Source organism: Ruegeria sp. CF5, from assembly GCF_056537325.1.
The window spans coordinates 51,746-69,832 of the sequence record NZ_JBQFRI010000009.1; the positions used below are offsets into that span (position 1 = coordinate 51,746).

The following is an 18,087-nucleotide window of genomic DNA, read 5'->3' on the forward strand; positions in this document are numbered from 1 at the left end:
CTTTATTCTGTATCGCCGGTAGGAAGGTTCCTATTTGTCATCGGAGTCTCGTCACTAGCGGTAAGAATTACGCCATCGAACCCTAACGATGCGGCTGGAACCTGATGTCCGTCGGTCACTTCAGGTACGCGTTGAAGCACGTAGTTAACAAACTCCGATACGGTTATTGCCCCGTTTCCGTCCTCATCACCATCACCTGCGAGAGCCTCCAGGAGAGCAAGAGTCAGTGCACCATGGTTTTGGGAAGCAGTATCCAAACAAGCTTGACCAGGAAGCGATGCAACAACCAATGTTAACCTCTCTTGCGGAAGCACACTCTCTAATGCGCGATAATTCCCACCCGGACATGCATCTATCGTGAGCACGACGAACGTAGTTTCGATTAGTTCTGACAGCAGCTCCCCAAGTTCAGAGATCGAAATGAATGACGCATTAATAGGTCCGGCCTCGCTATTAAATTCCGCGTCGAAAGGCACGATAAAGAACTCTTCGTCTACCTGATGGGCATGTCCGGAAAAGTGAATGAGTGCAACATCGCCACTAGCTGCAGAGGCTCTGTAGTTGAGATCTTCAACGGCTCTTAGAATGTTGCTTCGGGTTGCCTCTGCGTCGGTAAGGAGAAATGATGAGACTTCACTATAGAGTCCTCCACGTTGTCGAATTGCGTTCGCAACAACAGCTTCAGCATCACCCACGGGCGCGCTAAGGGGAAAAATCGTTGAAGCCTGATAGTCCCCAACACCCACAGCCAGAACATGTAGCCTGCGAGAAGGAACATCACCCGGCGCAATCTGTTGAGGCAATCGAGGTATTCTCTCATCAGGCGTTGTTTTGAGATAAATCGCAAGGCGCCTGATCAGGTCTTCATTTTCGATGAGGCCGGCCTCGATCAAAAATTGCAAGTTGTTGCGAACAGCTGTCGCATCCCCACTCTTGATCATTTCCAAGATACGAGCAGCTTCAGCTCGTTGATCTTCAAGCCTCAGCTGTGCTTGTGTTCTCTGAAACTCCAAAGCACGCTGCTGTCTTGCGTCAAGGAATGAGATCGCACCATTGCTAATCGCAGCCAATGCAGCCGCTGCAATTGCAACGACCAATGGGCTTCTCCACCCAGAGCGGGACATTTCGCGCTTTTTGAGTTCGTGTTCGTCACGGCGAAGTTGAATCTCGTCGCGCCATTTTTCGCGCTCAAACTGTAACCTATCGTCTGACATTTTCGATCTGAGGTCTGTCGTGATAGCGTCTAACCAACTGTAGACTACACGATAACATGCGCACCTGTCATAGTGTGATGCCTGTTTCGCACCTCTCATCGCAGTTCACGACAATTGGCGCTTACCCAGCTTTGTGCACACGTTCAGGGTAGGCATTGGCTCAAACCGGATTATTAAAGTAACTCCAATAATGCCCCATGCCTTGCGGTATACGCCTCCCGCACCTCAAGCGGCGGGCGTAACCGGATTTCCAGCCCCTCCATCACCGATTTGTCCGGGCGACCAAAGAACTTCGTCGCCTCGGCCTCGGAAAAGCCCGCGATCTGCGTGGCCTCCATCCAGGCGCTGATCTTGTCGGCCTTCTTGATCTGCCGTTTCACTGTTTTGGGCACCGCCGCAGGCAGGCCGAACCGGATGTGGATTGCCGCCGCCAGCCGATCATCCAGCGCGCCATAGTCGGGACCGACGGCGGATTTCACCGGCGAGATCATGTCGCCGATCACATATTCCGGAGCGTCGTGTAACAGGGCCGCCAGCCGCCATTTTGCCGGTGCTTTGGGGGAAATGCGGCCAAAAAGCTCTTCGACTAGTAGGGAATGTTCGGCCACGGAATAGGCAAAATCCCCCGCCGTCTGTCCGTTCCAGCGCGCCACAAAGGCCAGTCCATGGGCGATATCTTCGATCTCGATATCTACCGGCGTCGGGTCCAGCAGGTCCAGCCTGCGGCCCGACAGCATCCGCTGCCATGCTCTGGGTTGTGTTGCCATTATGCCATGCCTCGTCCGAACAGCCGCGATTAAGCCGCATTTTTATGGTATGCTTTACCTGTCAGGATCACATGCTGCCAACTTTTTCTTGAGCATTCGTGCTTTGAACCGGCACGTGGTGATCCCGACATAAAGACCTGAGGGGGGCGCATGCTTCTCCCGGTGTGCCCCTCTCGGAACGAAACCAGTTACGAAAGGAGCATGTCATGTTCAAACGTCTGTTGGGTGTTGCCCTTGCATTCGGCATGGCCGCCACTGCGCCGCCTGCCCTCGCCGCCAGCTGTGCGCAACGCGATGATGTCATCGCGAAACTGCAGAGTACCTATTCCGAGGAGCTGACCTTTGGAGGGCTGCAGAAATCACGTGGTGCACAGTCGGTGATGGAGGTCTGGTCCTCGAAGGCTACGGGCACCTACACCGTGCTTTTGACCAATGCCAACGGCATAAGCTGCATTGTTGCCGCCGGCACAGATTTTTTTGAAGCGATACCAAAAATAAAGGCAGAAGGCACGCCAAGCTGATTTGCAGCTGCGCGGCCCATAGTCCTGCCATCTGCGTTGCCACCTGTTTCAGGGGATGTTAGGGGCTTTCCGGAACATTATTAACCGGAATGGAGCATCTGATGGCCGGGGACTATATCGTCAAAGACATTTCGCTGGCTGATTTTGGCCGCAAGGAACTGGATATTGCGGAAACCGAGATGCCGGGCCTGATGGCGTTGCGCACCGAATACGGGGACAGCAAGCCACTCAAAGGCGCGCGCATCGTCGGCTCGCTGCATATGACCATCCAGACCGCCGTTCTGATTGAAACACTGGTGGCGCTGGGCGCGGATGTGCGCTGGGCGTCGTGCAACATCTTTTCGACGCAGGACCACGCCGCGGCAGCAATCGCCAAGGCAGAAATTCCAGTATTTGCCATCAAGGGCCAGACCCTTGAAGAGCATTGGGATTACCTCGACAAATCCTTCCTGTTCGAAGATGGCCCGAACATGATCCTGGATGATGGTGGCGACGCAACGCTGTATATCCTGCTGGGCGCGCGCGCCGAAGCGGGTGAGGACATCATCCCCGTTCCGGGTTCGGAAGAGGAAGAGGTGATCAAGGCGCAGATTTCCAAGCGTATGGCGGCCTCTCCGGGCTGGTTCACCAAGATGCGCGACCAGATCCAGGGCGTGTCCGAGGAAACCACCACCGGCGTGAACCGTTTGTATCAGCTGGTCAGGGACGGCCACCTGCCGTTCCCGGCGATCAACGTGAACGACAGCGTCACCAAGTCGAAGTTCGACAACAAATATGGCTGTAAGGAATCGCTGGTCGACGGTATCCGCCGCGCCACCGACACCATGATGGCGGGCAAGGTTGCTGTGGTTTGCGGCTATGGCGATGTGGGCAAAGGCTCGGCCGCGTCGCTGCGTGGCGCGGGTGCCCGCGTGAAAGTCACCGAAGTTGATCCGATCTGCGCCCTGCAGGCCGCCATGGACGGCTTCGAAGTGGTGCTTCTGGAAGACGTCGTCGACAGCGCCGATATCTTTATCACCACCACCGGCAACAAGGATGTGATCCGCATCGAGCATATGCGCGAGATGAAGGACATGGCCATCGTCGGCAATATCGGTCACTTCGACAACGAAATTCAGGTGGCCAATCTGAAGAACCACAAGTGGACCAACATCAAGGATCAGGTGGACATGATCGAAATGCCCTCGGGCAACCGTATCATCCTGCTGTCCGAAGGCCGCCTGCTGAACCTTGGCAACGCCACCGGCCACCCGTCCTTCGTGATGTCGGCCTCGTTCACCAATCAGGTTCTGGCGCAGATCGAGCTGTTCACCAAGGGTGATGAGTACAACAATGACGTTTACATCCTGCCCAAGCATCTGGATGAAAAGGTCGCCCGGCTGCATCTTGACCGTATCGGCGTCCGGTTGACCCAGCTGGATAACGAGCAGGCTGACTACATCGGTGTGAAACCCGAGGGCCCGTTCAAGCCGGAACATTACCGTTACTGATGATCAGGGCCTGCGCTTTTTGCGTGGCTTTATGGGCGGCCCCCGCGGCCGCCCAATACGCGGTAGCAGAAGAAACCGTATACTATTCGGTGTCGGGCAGTTCGTTTCCTGAATTGCGCGCCGAAATGAAAGCGGGTGGCCCCTATGGATGGTGGGGTTACACCAGATGGTCCGTGGACTGGGACGCTGAGTGTAACGTGAAGCTGCGCGTTTCCATAACCTTACCACGTCACACCGATCCGAATTCACTGCCGTTGAACGTGCGGTCCAGATGGAATGTTATGCTGTCCGGATTGACCGCTCATGAAAAGCAACACGCGCGCCATGGGCATCGCGCGGCCGAGCAGATTGCCCGGCAGGGGTGCAATGGCGCATATTCAACGATCCTGAAATGGCGCTTTCAGGACCGGCTTTTTGACTGGAAAACTGACCACGGCGCGCTTGATGGTGTTTCTTTTTAGCGCAGCGGCGGCATGAAATCTCCGCGTCCGTGCGGTGTCAGGTCAAGCAGGTTCCACAGTGGCCAGATCGTGTCGATATGGCGAGGGTGCCAGTTGCTGGGCTCAAAGAACAGCTCGGAACTCCAGAAATGACGGACGCCATCTGGATCGCGGACGAATATGTTCAGGATGGGCAGCTGGTCGCCTTTGTCGCTTTCAGCAAAATAGTCACGCTGATAGCTGGTCCCGAGCGCAGAATATAGCGGCAGGCTGTCCCAGTTCATCTGCGCCTTTAACTCGCTCAGTTTTTGCGGTTCGTTCTGCGCCACCACCACCACCGCCATTTTTTGCTTAATATGGTCGACCTGACCGTTCAGACCGTCCAGAAAGGCCGAGCACAAAGGGCAGGGGGCCTTGGCGTTGGGGCCGTACATCAGGGAATAGACCGCCAGCGCGTCATGCTCACCAAACAGCGATGACAGATTGACTGGCCCACCACCCGGACCGGTGAACGTGTAATCCTGCGGGATCAATCCGCCCTTTGGAAGGGACCGGCGCAGGGCAGCCACTTCTTCGACTTGCGCGCGCAATGCTGTTTCGGCCGCCAGCAGTTTGTTTCTTGCGGTACGGTATTCGGTGCTTTCGTTAGGCAGGGAAATAGGCATTACGAATCTCCGGCTACAATATTTAACAAAAATGTTAAATGATTGGTAATGAGATTTCAACCACGTCGTTGTGCGGATCCAGACGGGTTAGGGGGAAAGGCCAGAATTTTTCCCTTTGATGATTTTTTCAATGCCGCTACCGTTTTCGGTGATTTTTACGGAAACCAACCCGATCAGGAGACAGCAATGGGAAAACGTGACGAGTTGATTGCGAAGTACGCAGATGATCTGAAAAATAAGTGCGGAATAGAGCCTGATATGGACTTGTTGACCAAGGTCACGATCGGTTGCGGCCCCGCCATTTATGACGCAGATGCAGCGACCGTTGCGGCCACCCAGGAAGGTGAGTTGGAAACCGTCAAGAACAACTTTCTCATCAAAAAGCTGGGCCTGTCCGATGGCCCCGAACTGATGGATGCGATCAGCAAGGCCATGGAAACCTATGGTCAGTCCGAGCGCAACAAGTACCGGGCCGTCGTCTACTACATGCTGACCAAGCAATTCGGCAAAGAATCCGCATATAGCTGAATTTCAGTGCGAATTTTTATTGGGCACCCGCATTTCATAATGCGGGTGCCTTTGTATTTGAGTCGAATTGTTCAAACTCGTCGATTGCAAGTCGAGCATGTTTCGCTAGTGTCAACTTGCGACCAGGATGGTCGGAACCAGAGTTTTGCAGATGCGTGTGGTGAGTAGGGAGCACGCGGGGCAGGGAAGGTTCTGATCAGTCAGGGCCTTCCCGAAATTCATCTGATTTCGTCAAGCAGGCGCGCAATGAACAGGTCGAAATCGGTCGGTTGCCGGTTAGAGTTACCCGTGTTGCCAGAACCGCCCCTTCCGGCCAGATAGACCTCGATCCGTCCGGGTTGGGTCTTGCTGCCGGCTTTCGTGAAATCCCGTGCAATTCCGCCAAGCGCTTCGGCGGCCAGCGTTGCATTGATGGCATCATCCGGGTGGTAATACCGAACGTGCGTTTCGCGGACCGAATAGGGCACCCTTGCTGTCGCGACCACAGTGGCCTTGCCGTTTGTCAAAGCCTCCAGCGCTTTGTTGCTGGCATCATCCGAAACCCTTCGGGGCACAAACAAACCGACCTCAATTCCAGCCGTTCGTGTCGGAACCGGAAGGGGTTTTACCTCGGAATACTGCGGTTCGAATGATGCTTTTGGTACTGATGGTTCTGGATCGTATACCAATACGGCGTCCCCACTGGGGGCGGGCGCAAAATTCAGTTCTGGCGGTCCGGTCGTCCTGCCCGGAGAGTCTGTTGGCGAAACCGTCGTAATTGACAGGTTCGAATAACGGCTTAACATCTGGATATCTGAAGGCAATGTATCAATTCCCTCGGGCAACGAGCCATCAAAAACAGCTTCGCTCGAAAGAGCCACGCCTAACGAAGAGGTGTCATTCCGGGTCACGGTATTCTCGGGTTGCCGATCGTCCGTGACTTTGGCTGCACCCCACTGAAGAAAGGCACCGCACAGCATTGCCGCCAACACAATCAGACCAATGCTATACCGGCGCTGGCGCTTTTTGGGCCGTGTCCGCTCGCGCGGGCGAATCCATTCCTCGACATCGGCTACAGGCGCAGCCTCGACCCGCGCGGAATCCGGCACAGGCTCGGGCTTCTTTGGGGCTTCATCTGGGGCTGTATTTGCCTTCGGTTGCTGTCGTGCCTTGGCCAGCGCCTTGGCCCGCTGTTTTCGCGCCAATTCTAGGCGATCTTCCCACTTGCCGGAGTCCTTCGCCGCGACAAACTTTCTGGGTGTTCCCCTGCTGCCCTTAGCGTCAGACATGGGTTTAAACTCTCAAAAAATGACCGATCTCTATCAGAGCAACGCCAAACGATCTGGACCTGCGAAAACCGCCGCCAACAGCCCCCCGCATGGCGCAGCCAGAAAATAATAGCATTTTTTCATGTTTGTGAGAAGTTTCTCGTCTTTTCCGGCCCAAGCCGTCAATCCGCGCGGGTCTGTCCCAGATCGCAAATCACCGCCCATTCAGCGTCGCTTACGGGTTGAACCGACAGGCGCGAGTTTCTGACCAGCACCATTTCAGAGAGCCGCTCATCACCTTTGATCTGATCCAGTGTGACCGGAACCTCAAATGCCCGGACGGCCTTTATGTCCACGCATTCCCAACGCTCATCGTCCGTCGTGCTGTCAGGGTGGGATTCGGCGCAGACCTCGACGATCCCCACAATCGCCTTGTCCTTTTGCGAGTGATAGAAAAAACCGCGATCACCCAGCTTCATCTCGCGCATGAAATTCCGCGCCTGATAGTTGCGCACACCGTCCCATTCCTCGCCAGCCTCGCCTTTGGCAACCTGCTGGTCCCAGCTCCAGGTGGACGGTTCGGATTTGAACAACCAATTCGCCATCAGCCGATAACCTTTTTCCATGGGATCAGTTCAACCGACTGAAACAGCCCGGCCTTGGCATAGGGGTCACCATCGGCCCAGGCCTGCGCCGCCGCCAGGTCCGCCACATCCAGAATGATCAGCGATCCGATCATCTGATCGCCATCCAGCAACGGCCCCGCCTGAGACACAATGCCAGTCTCCTCGATATAGGCCAGATGCGCCGCGCGATTATCAAGCCGGGTTTGCAGGGCGTTGTCCTTGTCGCGGGCAATCAGGGCGATCAGCATTTCATTCCTCCTTCAGGGGTCGGTTGAGCAGAGACTGGATGGCCTCGGCCACACTGTATTTTCCGCCGCTCAGTTCGGCCACAGCGGTACTGATGGGCATGTCCAGACCTTCGGATTTCGCAATTTCGGCTACTGCGCGCGCGGTGGCAACACCCTCGACCGTTGTCGTGCCATCAAAGGCCTCATGCCGTCCAAGAGCAAGCCCAAAGCGAAAGTTCCGCGACAGGTCCGATGCGCAGGTCAATGCCAGATCCCCAAGCCCCGACAGCCCCATCAACGTTTCCGGCCTGGCACCGCGCAAGGCCGCAAAGCGCTGCATCTCGGCAAATCCCCGCGTCATCAGCGCTGCACGCGCGCTTTCGCCCATGCCTTCGCCGATACAGGCGCCGCAGCCAATGGCCATGACGTTTTTCAGGGCGCCGCCAAGCTCGGCCCCGATTGTGTCCGTCGTGCGGTAAAGGCGCAGATTGGCGGTCGTCAGTTCGACCTGCAGCCGCTCACCCAGTTCCGCATCCGCGCAGGCCAGTGTCAGGGCCGTGGGCAGCCCGCGCGCAATGTCGTGGGCAAAACTCGGGCCGGTCAAAAGGGCGGATCGGGCCTGTGGCATCACTTCGGCAATCACCGAAAGCGGGCCCTGACCTGATTTCAGTTCGATCCCCTTGCAGCAGGCCACCAGAACCTTGCCGTCCAGTTGCCGGGCGTGTTCCGTCAAGGCATCGCGCAGTTTTTGCATCGGCACGGCCAGCAAAACCACATCACCGTCCGCCGCATCCTCGAATCCGGTGGTCACGCGCAACGTATCGGGCAGGGGGACACCGGGCAGGCGTTGGGTGTTTTCACGCTGATCCTGCATCCGTAGCGCCTGTTCCGCAGACCGGCACAGCAATGTTACGCGTCCGTTCCCGGCAAGTGAAATGGCCAGCGCAGTGCCAAAAGCCCCCGCGCCAAGAACCGAAACCGTCATGCCTTGGCCCCTTTCTTTCCGCCACCCAAAAGGGCGGGGCTGTTTTGATCCAATGGCCATCGGGGTCGGGCGGTCAGGTCCAGACCATCGCGTTCGCCCGCGCGAAACCGTTCCATTCCGGCATAGGCGATCATTGCCGCGTTATCCGTGCAAAGGGATAGGGGCGGTGCGGTGAAACGTGCGCCGAGTGTTTCACAAACAGACTCTAATTCAGCACGAATGCTTGAATTTGCGGCCACACCCCCAGCCACCGCGACAACCGGTTCCCGGGGCTGTTCCTCCAGATACGCCAATATCGCCCGGCGGGTTTTTTCGGCCAGCGTATCGACAATGGCCTGCTGAAACCCGGCGCACAGATCGGCGCGGTCCTGGCGTGTCAGGCCGCCCTTTTCGGCAACGATCTGATCCCGCATCCGCATCAGCGCGGTTTTCAGCCCGGAAAAGGACAAGTTGCAGTCGGGACGGTCCAGCAGAGGGCGGGGAAAGCGAAATCGCTTTGGATCGCCATGTTGCGCCTCAGCCTCAACCGACGGGCCGCCAGGCTGCGGCAGTCCAAGTAACCGGGCGGTTTTGTCAAAGGCTTCGCCGGGGGCGTCATCAATCGTGCCGCCCAAACGGGTAAAGCGGTCGGGCCCGTGCGCAATCAGATACTGGCAATGCCCGCCCGAAACCAGAAGCATCAGATAGGGAAAGGCCACGCCATCCGTCAGACGGGGAGTCAGCGCATGGCCCGCAAGGTGGTTCACACCAACCAGCGGCAGTCCCGTCGCGGCGCTCAGCCCTTTGGCGCACATCACACCCGACATCACGCCGCCGATCAGGCCGGGACCGGCAGTGACTGCAATGGCATCCATCTGCCTCAGCGACAGACCGGCTGCTTCCAACGCCTGTACCACGCAAACATCCAGCTTTTCCGCATGGGCGCGCGCGGCAATCTCGGGTACGACGCCGCCAAAGGCGCTGTGCAGTTCGGCCTGCCCAAAGACAACCGAAGACAGGATTTCGGCCGGTTTACCCGCAGTTTGGCGCACAACGGCGGCGGCTGTGTCATCACAGCTGCTTTCCAGTCCCAGAATCGTAAGTGTTTGCGCCATTGGCCTGAACCGTTGCATCATGATCCGACTGCGGGGTATCACTCCGCGCGGACGCAAACAATCCCGAGGCCGAAGGCGCCGACCCTTGTATTTGCTGATGACCCGCCCTCGCGCCGCCTCGGAAAGGTTTGTCGCGCAGCTGCCCGCCCGGCTTCAGGGCCGGGTTCAGGTCGTGCATTCTCCGCTTCTCGACATACGGACAACCACTGGCGACGTCGAAACCGACGGTGTTCGCGGTTTAATCTTTTCGTCGGCCAATGGTGTAAACGCGGCCGTCAAATTGCACGTTGATCCGGATCTTCCTGCCTATTGCGTTGGCCCGGCAACGACACAGGCGGCCAACCAGGCCGGATGGTCCGCGGAAATGGCCGGCGAAACCGCCGAAGAGCTTGTCGCCGCCCTGTTGCGACTGCGCCCACAGTCTCCGCTGCTGCACTTGCGCGGCGAGCACAGCCGGGGAAATGTTGCCGAGCGGCTGACGCAAATGGGTCTGACCGTGCAGGAGAAGGTGATTTACCAGCAACGTCTGCTGCCATTTTCTGATAAGGCGCGCCGCATCATGGCCGGAAAGGCCCCTGTGATCGCTCCGATCTTCTCTCCTCGTACCGCGCGACAATTTGCCGACCTCTGGTCCGGATCGGCGCCGCTTTGGGTGGCATCGATCAGTGAAGCGACCGCAGAACCCCTTGAAACACTGGATATCGAACGTTTGCGCATTGCCAGGCGGCCAACCCCGAAAAAGATGCGCAAGGCCGTAAAAAAGCTGGTGAAAGATGTGATGCGGGTTGAGAGAGCGATGGACGCGGATTAACCTTGTATCGGTCTGTTGTTCAGGTTTTTTACAGAATCAATAAGGGGGTGTGACGGTGGCTGATAAGAAAGACGCGGATCAGGAACCGGGCACCGATCCCAAATCGGAAGGTGTGTCAGAGGATCAGACCGGCGAAACCGGTGCTGCCGCGGATGACGAATCTCTTGACGCCGGTAAGTCAAAAGATGAGCTGATTTCCGAAGCCGAAGCCGAAGCCGAAGCCGAAGCCGAAGCCGAAGCCGAAGCCGAAGCCGAAGCCGAAGCCGAAGCCGAAGCCGAAGCCGAAGCCGAAGCCGAAGCCGAAGCCGCTCCTGCGGTTGAAGAAAAGATCGTCGAGCGCACTGTGGAAAAACGCGGCGGCTTTGTTCCGGCACTGATCGGCGGCATCATCGCGGCGGGCATCGGGTTTGTTGCCGGCCGTAGCGACATGATCTTTCCCGCCGATTCCGGACCATCCGATGCGATAGCCGCGCTTGAGGCAAAGCTGGCTGACCAGACCGATCAGATCGCAAAACTCTCGAAAGCGGTGACCGATGCGCCGGACCTGTCCGGCATTTCCGACAAGGTAACCGCCCTGACCAGCCAGCTGGACCCAATCGAAAGTGATCTGGGGGCGGTGAAATCCAGTATTGATACGTTGAGCAGCAAGGTCGATCCACTGGCCAACCGGCTGACGGAACTGGAAAAACGCCCGATCACCGAAGGTGCCTCGCCCGAGGCCGTTGCGGCTTATGAGGCAGAGCTCAAGAAATTGCAGGACTCGCTGGCCACCCAGCGGGCAGAGGTTGAAAAGATGGTGTCCGACGCGCAGGCGCTTGAGGCCAAGGCATCGGCCGAGGCCCGGGCTGCGACAAATGCCGCCATTATTTCGCGCCTGCACGGTAAGCTGGATGCGGGTGTTCCGTATTCCGACCTGTTGGCCGAACTCAAGGCCGGTGGCGTGGATATCCCTGACGCGCTTTCCACCCCGGCTGACAAAGGTGTCGCGACCCTCTCGGCGTTGCGCGCCTCGTTTGCGCCTGCTGCCCGTACGGCACTGGCCGATGCGCGGGATACGCAGGCCGGAACCGGCATCGTTGCCTTCTTGCAGCGTCAGACCGGTGCACGCTCGGTCTCACCGCAAGAGGGCGATGACCCGGACGCGATCCTGTCCCGTGCCGAAGCGGCGCTGGTCAGTGGAGACCTTTCTGACGCGCTGACCGAGCTGAAGGCGCTTCCGGATGCCGCTCAGGCTGCGATGGCGGATTGGGAACAAACCGCGACGACCCGTTTGTCGGCTGTGCAAGCCGCCGATGCGCTTGCGCAAAGCGCGAACTCGAACTGAAGGACCTGCCATGCTGTGGTCATTGTTAAAGATATTGGTTTTTGTGGCGATTATCGGTCTGCTGGCACTGGGTGCCGGTTTTCTCATGGAAACAAGCGGTGGCGTGCAGGTCACCGTGGCGGGGACCGAATACACGCTTGGGCCGCTGCAATCCGTCATCGCGCTGGGCGTGCTTGTGGTCGGGGTCTGGCTGTTCTTCAAGCTGCTCAGCCTGCTGATCGCCACGCTGAAGTTCCTCAATGGCGATGAAACCGCGCTGTCGCGTTACTTTGATCGCAGCCGTGAACAGCGCGGCTATCAGGCGCTGGCGGATGGTTTGATGGCGCTGGCCTCGGGTGAGGGGCGGGTGGCCATGACCAAGGCGGCCAAGGCCGAAAAGCTGCTGAACAAGCCCGAACTGACCAACCTGCTGGTGGCGCAGGCTGCGGAAATGACCGGGGATACCAAGAAAGCCTCGGACACCTACAAGCAATTGGTTTCCAACAATGCGACCCGGTTCGTCGGCGTTCGTGGCATCATGAAGCAGAAGCTGGCCGAAGGGGATGACGAAACCGCCCGCAAACTGGCCGAAAAGGCGCTGGAACTGAAACCTCGCCACGAAGAAACGCAGGATGTTCTGCTGAACCTGCAGACCAAGGCCCAGGATTGGGCCGGTGCGCGCTCGACCCTGACGGCCAAGCTGAAATCAGGCGCCCTGCCGCGTGATGTCTACAAACGCCGCGATGCAGTTCTGGCCCTGTCCGAGGCCAAGGGCATTCTGGACGAAGATGCCAGCATCGATCAGCAGGAGCGCGCGATCGAGGCGAACCGGCTTTCACCCGATCTGGTGCCAGCCGCCGCAATGGCCGCCCGTGCCTATATCGCCAAGGGCAAGGCGCGTTACGCGACCAAGATCATCAAAAAAGCGTGGGAGGCACAGCCGCATCCCGATCTGGCCCATGTCTTTGCCGAGATAGAGCCCGAGGAATCCCCCGATGCGCGCGTCAAACGGTTCACTGCCCTGACGCGGATTCACCCGGAAAACCCGGAAACCCGTTTGATTCTGGCCGAGCTGAATATCGTCGCCGAAGATTTCCCCGAAGCCCGCCGGGCGCTGGGCGATGTCGTCGAAAAACAGGCAGATGCCCGGGCCTATACCCTGATGGCAGCAATCGAACGGGGTGAAGGCGCGTCGGACGCAGTTGTGCAGGGATGGCTTGCCAAGGCTCTGACTGCTCCGCGTGGTCCGCAATGGGTGTGCGACAATTGCCACGACATTCACGCCGAATGGGCACCGGTTTGTCAGAACTGCAACAGCTTTGACACCCTCAGTTGGCAAACGCCGCAAACACCGGAAATCGCAACCGCCACAGGCGTTCACATGCTTCCTTTGATCGTGGGCGCGCTGGAGGACAAGGCCGCCGATGTCGATGAAGCTCCGGAAGCGGACTCGGCAGAACCGGACACTTCGGACTCTCCGGATGCCGAAACCGTTGAGATCGAAGCAGAACCCGTCGAGGCCGAGGCCAAACCCTGACCGAATTCAGCCTGACTGCTGCGGCTTAACCGAGAAGCTGTCCCAGTTTCATCGCGACCCCCATGTCGCCCGATATCCTGAGCTTGCCCATCATCACGCCGGTCATGGGGTTCAGCTTGCCGGTCAGCAATTTGGTCAGGTTGTCGCGTGAGATGCGGATGGTGCAATCGGTTTCGCGGTCTTCTGTCGAGGCCGCGTTGTCGGCCAGAACGATGACACCGTCATCACCGCAATCGAATTTCAATGACCCGTCGAAAACCTTGCCATCCAGACCTTTCTGAATGCCGTCGGCGATATCCTGAAGCATAATCCTGCCCTCCGCTCTTTACCTTCGGGTAAAGAATGAGCACAGCGAATGGCAAGGCTGACCCAACGATAACGGGTCAGAATTACGGCGTGTCAGGCGCGTCCAAGGGCCTGCAGGGTCAATGGGCAGGGAGTCCCGCCGTAAAACGCATCCAGAACGCCCTGAAACTCACCCGGCGCATCCGCAACATTGGTGAACAGCGTCATGCAAGACCGCAGCTTTTTGGCGTCTATACCGCCCAGAATATCTTCGGGCTTGGCACCGGTATGGGACAGCATCAACCGGCTGACTTCAATCAGGCGGCTGCGCAGTTCGGGATGTTCCAGATAGGCGGTTGCCTCTTCCAGATCCTCGATCCCATAAAGCTGCGCCATGTGGGACCGGCCGAGATCAGCAAGTTGAGGGAATACGAACCACATCCAGTGGCTGGTTTTCTTGCCATCGGTCAGTTCACGCAGGACATCGTTCCACACGGTGTCCTGCGCCTCGACGAACATTTCCAGTTCGTCGCCTATGCCGTCATCATCCATCATTTGCCGGTACGCTTGTCGCGTGCCGCCAGCAGTTTCAGACGCAGCGCGTTCAGCTGGATAAAGCCCGCCGCATCCGTCTGATCATAGGCGCCGGCATCTTCCTCAAAGGTCACATGCGCCTCGGAATACAGCGAATGATCCGACCAGCGGCCCACGGTCGAGGCCAGACCTTTGTACAGTTTCACGCGGACGGTGCCGGTGACGTGTTCCTGGCTCTTGTCGATGGCGGCCTGCAGCATCTCGCGCTCGGGGCTGTACCAGAAGCCGTTATAGATCAGTTCCGCATATTGCGGCATCAGCTGGTCTTTCAGGTGCATCGCGCCGCGATCCATGGTGATGGATTCGATCCCGCGATGCGCTTCCAGCAGTATGGTGCCACCCGGTGTTTCATAGATGCCGCGCGACTTCATGCCCACGAACCGGCCTTCGACCAGATCAAGACGGCCAATGCCGTGCTTGCCTCCATATTCGTTCAGCTTGGTCAGGATGGTGGCCGGGCTCATCGCCTCGCCATTGATGCTGACCGCGTCGCCTTTTTCAAAGCCGATCTCGATGAATTCCGGCTCGTTCGGCGCGTCTTCGGGGTGGACGGTGCGCTGATAGACATAATCGGGCGCCATATCGGCGGGATCTTCCAGAACCTTGCCCTCGGAAGAGGTGTGCAGCAGGTTCGCATCGACCGAGAAAGGCGCCTCGCCGCGTTTGTCCTTGGCAATCGGGATCTGGTTCGCCTCGGCAAACTCCAGCAGCTTGGTGCGGCTGGTCAGGTCCCACTCGCGCCAGGGTGCGATCACCTTGATGTCGGGGTTCAGCGCGTAGGCCGCCAGTTCGAAACGGACCTGATCGTTGCCCTTGCCGGTCGCGCCATGTGCGACGGCATCGGCACCGGTTGCCTCGGCAATCTCGACCAGACGTTTCGAGATCAGCGGCCGCGCGATTGAGGTGCCCAGCAGATACAGCCCCTCATACTGCGCATTGGCGCGGAACATCGGGAAGACGAAGTCGCGGACGAATTCCTCGCGGATGTCTTCGATATAGATGTTTTCGGGCTTGATCCCCAGCAGCTCGGCCTTTTTGCGGGCGGGTTCCAGTTCCTCACCCTGACCCAGATCGGCGGTAAAGGTCACGACCTCACAACCATACTCGGTCTGCAGCCATTTCAGGATGATCGAGGTATCAAGGCCACCGGAATAGGCCAGAACAACTTTCTTGGGCGCGGACATCTGACTTCCCCTAATTCAAACGACGATTGGCCCCTAGCGGGTTTTGGACGTGGGGGCAAGCGGTGTGGATTGACGCCGCCCGGGAATTGGGGTGAAACGGTTGCAAGTAATACAAAGAATGGTTGAGAGGGCGGGTTTGATGTTGGGACTCGAGATATTTGTACATTCGGTAAAGATGGTTCTGCGCAACCTAAAACAGGCTTTGCAGATTTCGGTTGTTCCGGCACTGGTCGGAGGGGTTCTGATCACCGCCCTGTTCTATGTCTTCGATATCCCGCTTGAGGCGCTGGACAGCTCCGAACCAGGATTGCCGCCGGGGACAAGTCCCGGCTCGATTGTGGCGTTCATTCTTTGCATGCTGGCCGTTTTCGTTGGCACGGTGTTCTGGATCGTGGTGTCCTGGCACCGGTTTGTCCTGCTCGAGGAATATCCGCGCGGATTTCTGCCCCCGTTCCGATTTGACAGGATCCTGGCCTATTTCGGGCGCGCTGTTTTGTTGGGCTTGCTTGGGCTCATTGCCTTGCTGCCCGCGTCCTTCATTTCCGGAGTGGCGGCGCAGGCGTCGCCTGCGATCAGCGTCGGGGTAATGTTGGTTTTCTTGCTGATGATTCTGATCGCGTTTTATCGGCTGTCGCCTATTCTGCCCGCTGCGGCCATCGGAAATTCGCTGACTTTCTCCGAAGCATGGGCGGCAACAACAGGTGCAAGCGGTGCGATAGTTGTCCTGCTTGTCGTGGCCACTCTGTTTCAACTTCTTATTCAGTTTCTGGGTGGATTGCTGATCTTTATCCCGGTGATCGGCCCGCTGATCCTTGTCTTTGTCGCGATGCTTGTTCTGCCACTGATCAACGTCAGCATCCTGACAACAATGTATGGCGTCTTCGTCGAAAAACGCGAACTCTCCTGACCCGCGTACACATATGTATTCCTTGCCCTTTCGGCGGTGATGCGGCACTGAAACGGACATGAGCGATTTCATGACCCGCGCCCGCGCCGCCGAACAGGCGATGCGCACCGTTTTCCCGGCAACCCCGTTGCAGCGGAATGCCCATCTGTCCGACCGTTTTGGCGCCGATATCTGGCTCAAGCGCGAGGACCTCAGTCCGGTGCGGTCGTATAAAATCCGCGGTGCGTTCAACGCCATGCGCAAGCAACAGGGACAGGACCTGTTCGTCTGTGCCAGCGCCGGAAATCACGCGCAGGGTGTGGCTTTCATGTGCAGGCATCTGGACGTGAAGGGCGTGATCTTCATGCCGGTGACCACGCCGCAGCAGAAAATCCAGAAAACGCGCATGTTCGGCGGCGACAATGTCGAGATTCACCTGATCGGGGACTATTTCGATGACACTCTGGCAGCAGCGCAGCAGTGGTGTACGCGTCAGGGCGGGCATTTCCTGTCACCGTTTGACGATGCGGACGTGATCGAAGGTCAGGCGTCGCTGGCGGTCGAGATTGAAGCGCAATTGGGCGGCGTGCCGGATCACGTGGTGCTGCCGGTGGGCGGCGGGGGCATGTCCTCGGGCGTGGCAACTTGGTTCGGGGATCGCACCCATTGCCTGTTTGTCGAACCAGCAGGCGGTGCCTGCCTGCGCGCGGCGCTGGCGGCCGGTCATCCGGTGGCACTGGACCGCGTGGATACCTTTGTCGATGGCGCCGCCGTGGGGCGGATTGGCGACAAGCCGTTTGAATTGCTCAAGAAACGCCACCTCTCGGACGTTCTGGTCATGCCCGAGGATCGGATTTGCACCACGATGATCGAAATGCTGAATGTCGAAGGCATCGTTCTGGAACCCGCAGGCGCGCTGGCGGTCGAAGCGGTTGCGGATGTGCAAAGCTTTATTCGCGGCAAGACCGTTGTGTGTGTCACCTCGGGCGGCAATTTCGACTTTGAACGCCTGCCAGAGGTCAAGGAACGCGCCCAGCGCTACTCCGGGGTAAAGAAATACTTCATCCTGCGCCTGCCGCAGCGGCCCGGTGCGCTGAAAGAGTTTCTGGGCATTCTTGGCCCGGACGATGACATTGCCCGCTTTGAATACCTGAAGAAATCAGCGCGAAACTTCGGTTCGGTCCTGATCGGGATCGAAACCAGCAGGCCCGAGAATTTCGTGCGCCTGTTCGCGCATCTGGACGACGCGGGGTTCACCTATACTGACATCACCGACGACGAAACTCTGGTTCAGTTCGTGATCTGAGATTCAAATCTGTCTGGCCAGTTCATTCTGAAAGATAGTTTTTGATTGCTCAAAACAGGCAATGATGGCGTCCAGGTCGATATCCATCCTGTTACCGGCAGACGCATCACGTTCGCCATCCTGGCACAGTCTGGAAAACGTCGCGAACCCAAGGCTCAGCCCGCTGCCTTTCAGGAAATGCAGGTTCTGTTCGATCTGCGCACGCCCCTTATCCGCCTGCAGCCGGGCAATCATCTCTGTGACCTCGTCCAGAAAAAGCGCGACGACTTCATCAAATTCGCTTGCTCCGACCTCGTGGTGCAACTGCCTGACCCTGGGCCAGTCGATCATGTCCAAACCTCCCTGCTGATACGCCGGTGGCCTGTTGATATTCGTTT

Annotated in this window: 21 protein-coding genes; 9 read left to right on the forward strand and 12 right to left on the reverse strand. The window is 58.0% G+C overall.

Annotation, left to right across the window (positions count from 1 at the left end):
- Positions 1-2 precede the first annotated feature (2 nt).
- Both ACR0NW_RS18830 and ACR0NW_RS18835 read right to left on the reverse strand, forming a co-directional pair.
- Positions 3-1,214, reverse strand: coding sequence for a caspase family protein (locus ACR0NW_RS18830; protein ID WP_480453077.1), 1,212 nt, complete (start codon positions 1,212-1,214; stop codon positions 3-5).
- 173 nt (positions 1,215-1,387) lie between these two features.
- On the reverse strand, positions 1,388-1,981 hold the full coding sequence (locus ACR0NW_RS18835) for an HD domain-containing protein (protein WP_480453075.1): 594 nt from the start codon (positions 1,979-1,981) through the stop codon (positions 1,388-1,390).
- 206 nt (positions 1,982-2,187) lie between these two features.
- Between ACR0NW_RS18835 and ACR0NW_RS18840 the strand changes: the two genes are divergently transcribed.
- From ACR0NW_RS18840 to ACR0NW_RS18850, 3 genes are all read left to right on the forward strand, one after another.
- Positions 2,188-2,502: a hypothetical protein gene (locus ACR0NW_RS18840; RefSeq protein ID WP_170655303.1), complete on the forward strand. Its 315-nt coding sequence runs from the start codon at positions 2,188-2,190 to the stop codon at positions 2,500-2,502.
- Positions 2,503-2,603: 101 nt separating this feature from the next.
- Positions 2,604-3,992, forward strand: coding sequence for an adenosylhomocysteinase (gene ahcY, locus ACR0NW_RS18845; RefSeq protein ID WP_480453074.1), 1,389 nt, complete (start codon positions 2,604-2,606; stop codon positions 3,990-3,992).
- A gap of 23 nt (positions 3,993-4,015) precedes the next feature.
- Entirely contained in the window at positions 4,016-4,453 is a 438-nt protein-coding gene (locus tag ACR0NW_RS18850) for a DUF922 domain-containing protein (protein ID WP_480453072.1), read from the forward strand.
- On the opposite strand, the gene ACR0NW_RS18855 is transcribed toward ACR0NW_RS18850, so the two are convergent.
- Entirely contained in the window at positions 4,450-5,097 is a 648-nt protein-coding gene (locus ACR0NW_RS18855; protein WP_480453070.1) for a DUF899 family protein, read from the reverse strand. The genes ACR0NW_RS18850 and ACR0NW_RS18855 overlap by 4 nt on opposite strands.
- 186 nt (positions 5,098-5,283) lie before the next feature.
- Between ACR0NW_RS18855 and ACR0NW_RS18860 the strand changes: the two genes are divergently transcribed.
- Entirely contained in the window at positions 5,284-5,625 is a 342-nt protein-coding gene (locus tag ACR0NW_RS18860; RefSeq protein WP_480453068.1) for a DUF2853 family protein, read from the forward strand.
- Between the two features lie 218 nt (positions 5,626-5,843).
- On the opposite strand, the gene ACR0NW_RS18865 is transcribed toward ACR0NW_RS18860, so the two are convergent.
- The 5 genes from ACR0NW_RS18865 to tsaD form a co-directional block, all read right to left on the reverse strand.
- Positions 5,844-6,893 carry a hypothetical protein gene (locus ACR0NW_RS18865; protein ID WP_480453067.1) on the reverse strand — a complete coding sequence of 350 codons (1,050 nt, stop codon included), beginning with the start codon at positions 6,891-6,893 and terminating at the stop codon, positions 5,844-5,846.
- A gap of 161 nt (positions 6,894-7,054) precedes the next feature.
- Positions 7,055-7,477 carry an EVE domain-containing protein gene (locus ACR0NW_RS18870; RefSeq protein ID WP_480453130.1) on the reverse strand — a complete coding sequence of 141 codons (423 nt, stop codon included), beginning with the start codon at positions 7,475-7,477 and terminating at the stop codon, positions 7,055-7,057.
- Complete coding sequence (locus ACR0NW_RS18875; protein WP_480453065.1) at positions 7,477-7,746, reverse strand: YciI family protein; 270 nt, start codon at positions 7,744-7,746, stop codon at positions 7,477-7,479. The genes ACR0NW_RS18870 and ACR0NW_RS18875 overlap by 1 nt, the downstream gene beginning before the upstream one ends.
- A 1-nt stretch (position 7,747) precedes the next feature.
- Positions 7,748-8,710: an NAD(P)H-dependent glycerol-3-phosphate dehydrogenase gene (locus ACR0NW_RS18880; protein WP_480453063.1), complete on the reverse strand. Its 963-nt coding sequence runs from the start codon at positions 8,708-8,710 to the stop codon at positions 7,748-7,750.
- Complete coding sequence (gene tsaD, locus ACR0NW_RS18885; RefSeq protein WP_480453062.1) at positions 8,707-9,804, reverse strand: tRNA (adenosine(37)-N6)-threonylcarbamoyltransferase complex transferase subunit TsaD; 1,098 nt, start codon at positions 9,802-9,804, stop codon at positions 8,707-8,709. The genes ACR0NW_RS18880 and tsaD overlap by 4 nt, the downstream gene beginning before the upstream one ends.
- Positions 9,805-9,901: 97 nt before the next feature.
- Here tsaD and ACR0NW_RS18890 point away from each other — a divergent pair, with 97 nt between their 5' ends.
- The 3 genes from ACR0NW_RS18890 to ACR0NW_RS18900 are packed head-to-tail and all read left to right on the forward strand — an operon-like array spanning position 9,902 to position 13,455.
- Positions 9,902-10,615, forward strand: a complete 714-nt coding sequence (locus ACR0NW_RS18890) for a uroporphyrinogen-III synthase (protein ID WP_480453060.1) — start codon at positions 9,902-9,904, stop codon at positions 10,613-10,615.
- A 55-nt stretch (positions 10,616-10,670) separates the two neighbouring features.
- Entirely contained in the window at positions 10,671-11,939 is a 1,269-nt protein-coding gene (locus tag ACR0NW_RS18895) for a COG4223 family protein (RefSeq protein WP_480791892.1), read from the forward strand.
- A gap of 10 nt (positions 11,940-11,949) precedes the next feature.
- Complete coding sequence (locus ACR0NW_RS18900) at positions 11,950-13,455, forward strand: heme biosynthesis HemY N-terminal domain-containing protein (RefSeq protein WP_480452620.1); 1,506 nt, start codon at positions 11,950-11,952, stop codon at positions 13,453-13,455.
- A 25-nt stretch (positions 13,456-13,480) separates the two neighbouring features.
- Here the strand turns inward: ACR0NW_RS18900 and ACR0NW_RS18905 are convergent, their stop codons facing one another.
- The 3 genes from ACR0NW_RS18905 to ACR0NW_RS18915 form a co-directional block, all read right to left on the reverse strand.
- A complete protein-coding gene (locus tag ACR0NW_RS18905; RefSeq protein ID WP_480452619.1) occupies positions 13,481-13,762 on the reverse strand; it encodes an SCP2 sterol-binding domain-containing protein in 282 nt (93 codons plus the stop codon).
- A gap of 92 nt (positions 13,763-13,854) precedes the next feature.
- Positions 13,855-14,295: a DUF1810 domain-containing protein gene (locus tag ACR0NW_RS18910; RefSeq protein ID WP_480452618.1), complete on the reverse strand. Its 441-nt coding sequence runs from the start codon at positions 14,293-14,295 to the stop codon at positions 13,855-13,857.
- Positions 14,292-15,518, reverse strand: coding sequence for an argininosuccinate synthase (locus ACR0NW_RS18915; protein ID WP_480452616.1), 1,227 nt, complete (start codon positions 15,516-15,518; stop codon positions 14,292-14,294). Before ACR0NW_RS18915 ends, ACR0NW_RS18910 begins: the two co-directional genes overlap by 4 nt.
- A 139-nt stretch (positions 15,519-15,657) precedes the next feature.
- Between ACR0NW_RS18915 and ACR0NW_RS18920 the strand changes: the two genes are divergently transcribed.
- Positions 15,658-16,425: a hypothetical protein gene (locus ACR0NW_RS18920; protein WP_480452615.1), complete on the forward strand. Its 768-nt coding sequence runs from the start codon at positions 15,658-15,660 to the stop codon at positions 16,423-16,425.
- Between the two features lie 58 nt (positions 16,426-16,483).
- Positions 16,484-17,710, forward strand: a complete 1,227-nt coding sequence (ilvA, locus tag ACR0NW_RS18925) for a threonine ammonia-lyase IlvA (RefSeq protein ID WP_170655265.1) — start codon at positions 16,484-16,486, stop codon at positions 17,708-17,710.
- A gap of 3 nt (positions 17,711-17,713) precedes the next feature.
- On the opposite strand, the gene ACR0NW_RS18930 is transcribed toward ilvA, so the two are convergent.
- Positions 17,714-18,040, reverse strand: coding sequence for an Hpt domain-containing protein (locus ACR0NW_RS18930; RefSeq protein ID WP_480452613.1), 327 nt, complete (start codon positions 18,038-18,040; stop codon positions 17,714-17,716).
- Between the last annotated feature and the right edge of the window lie 47 nt (positions 18,041-18,087).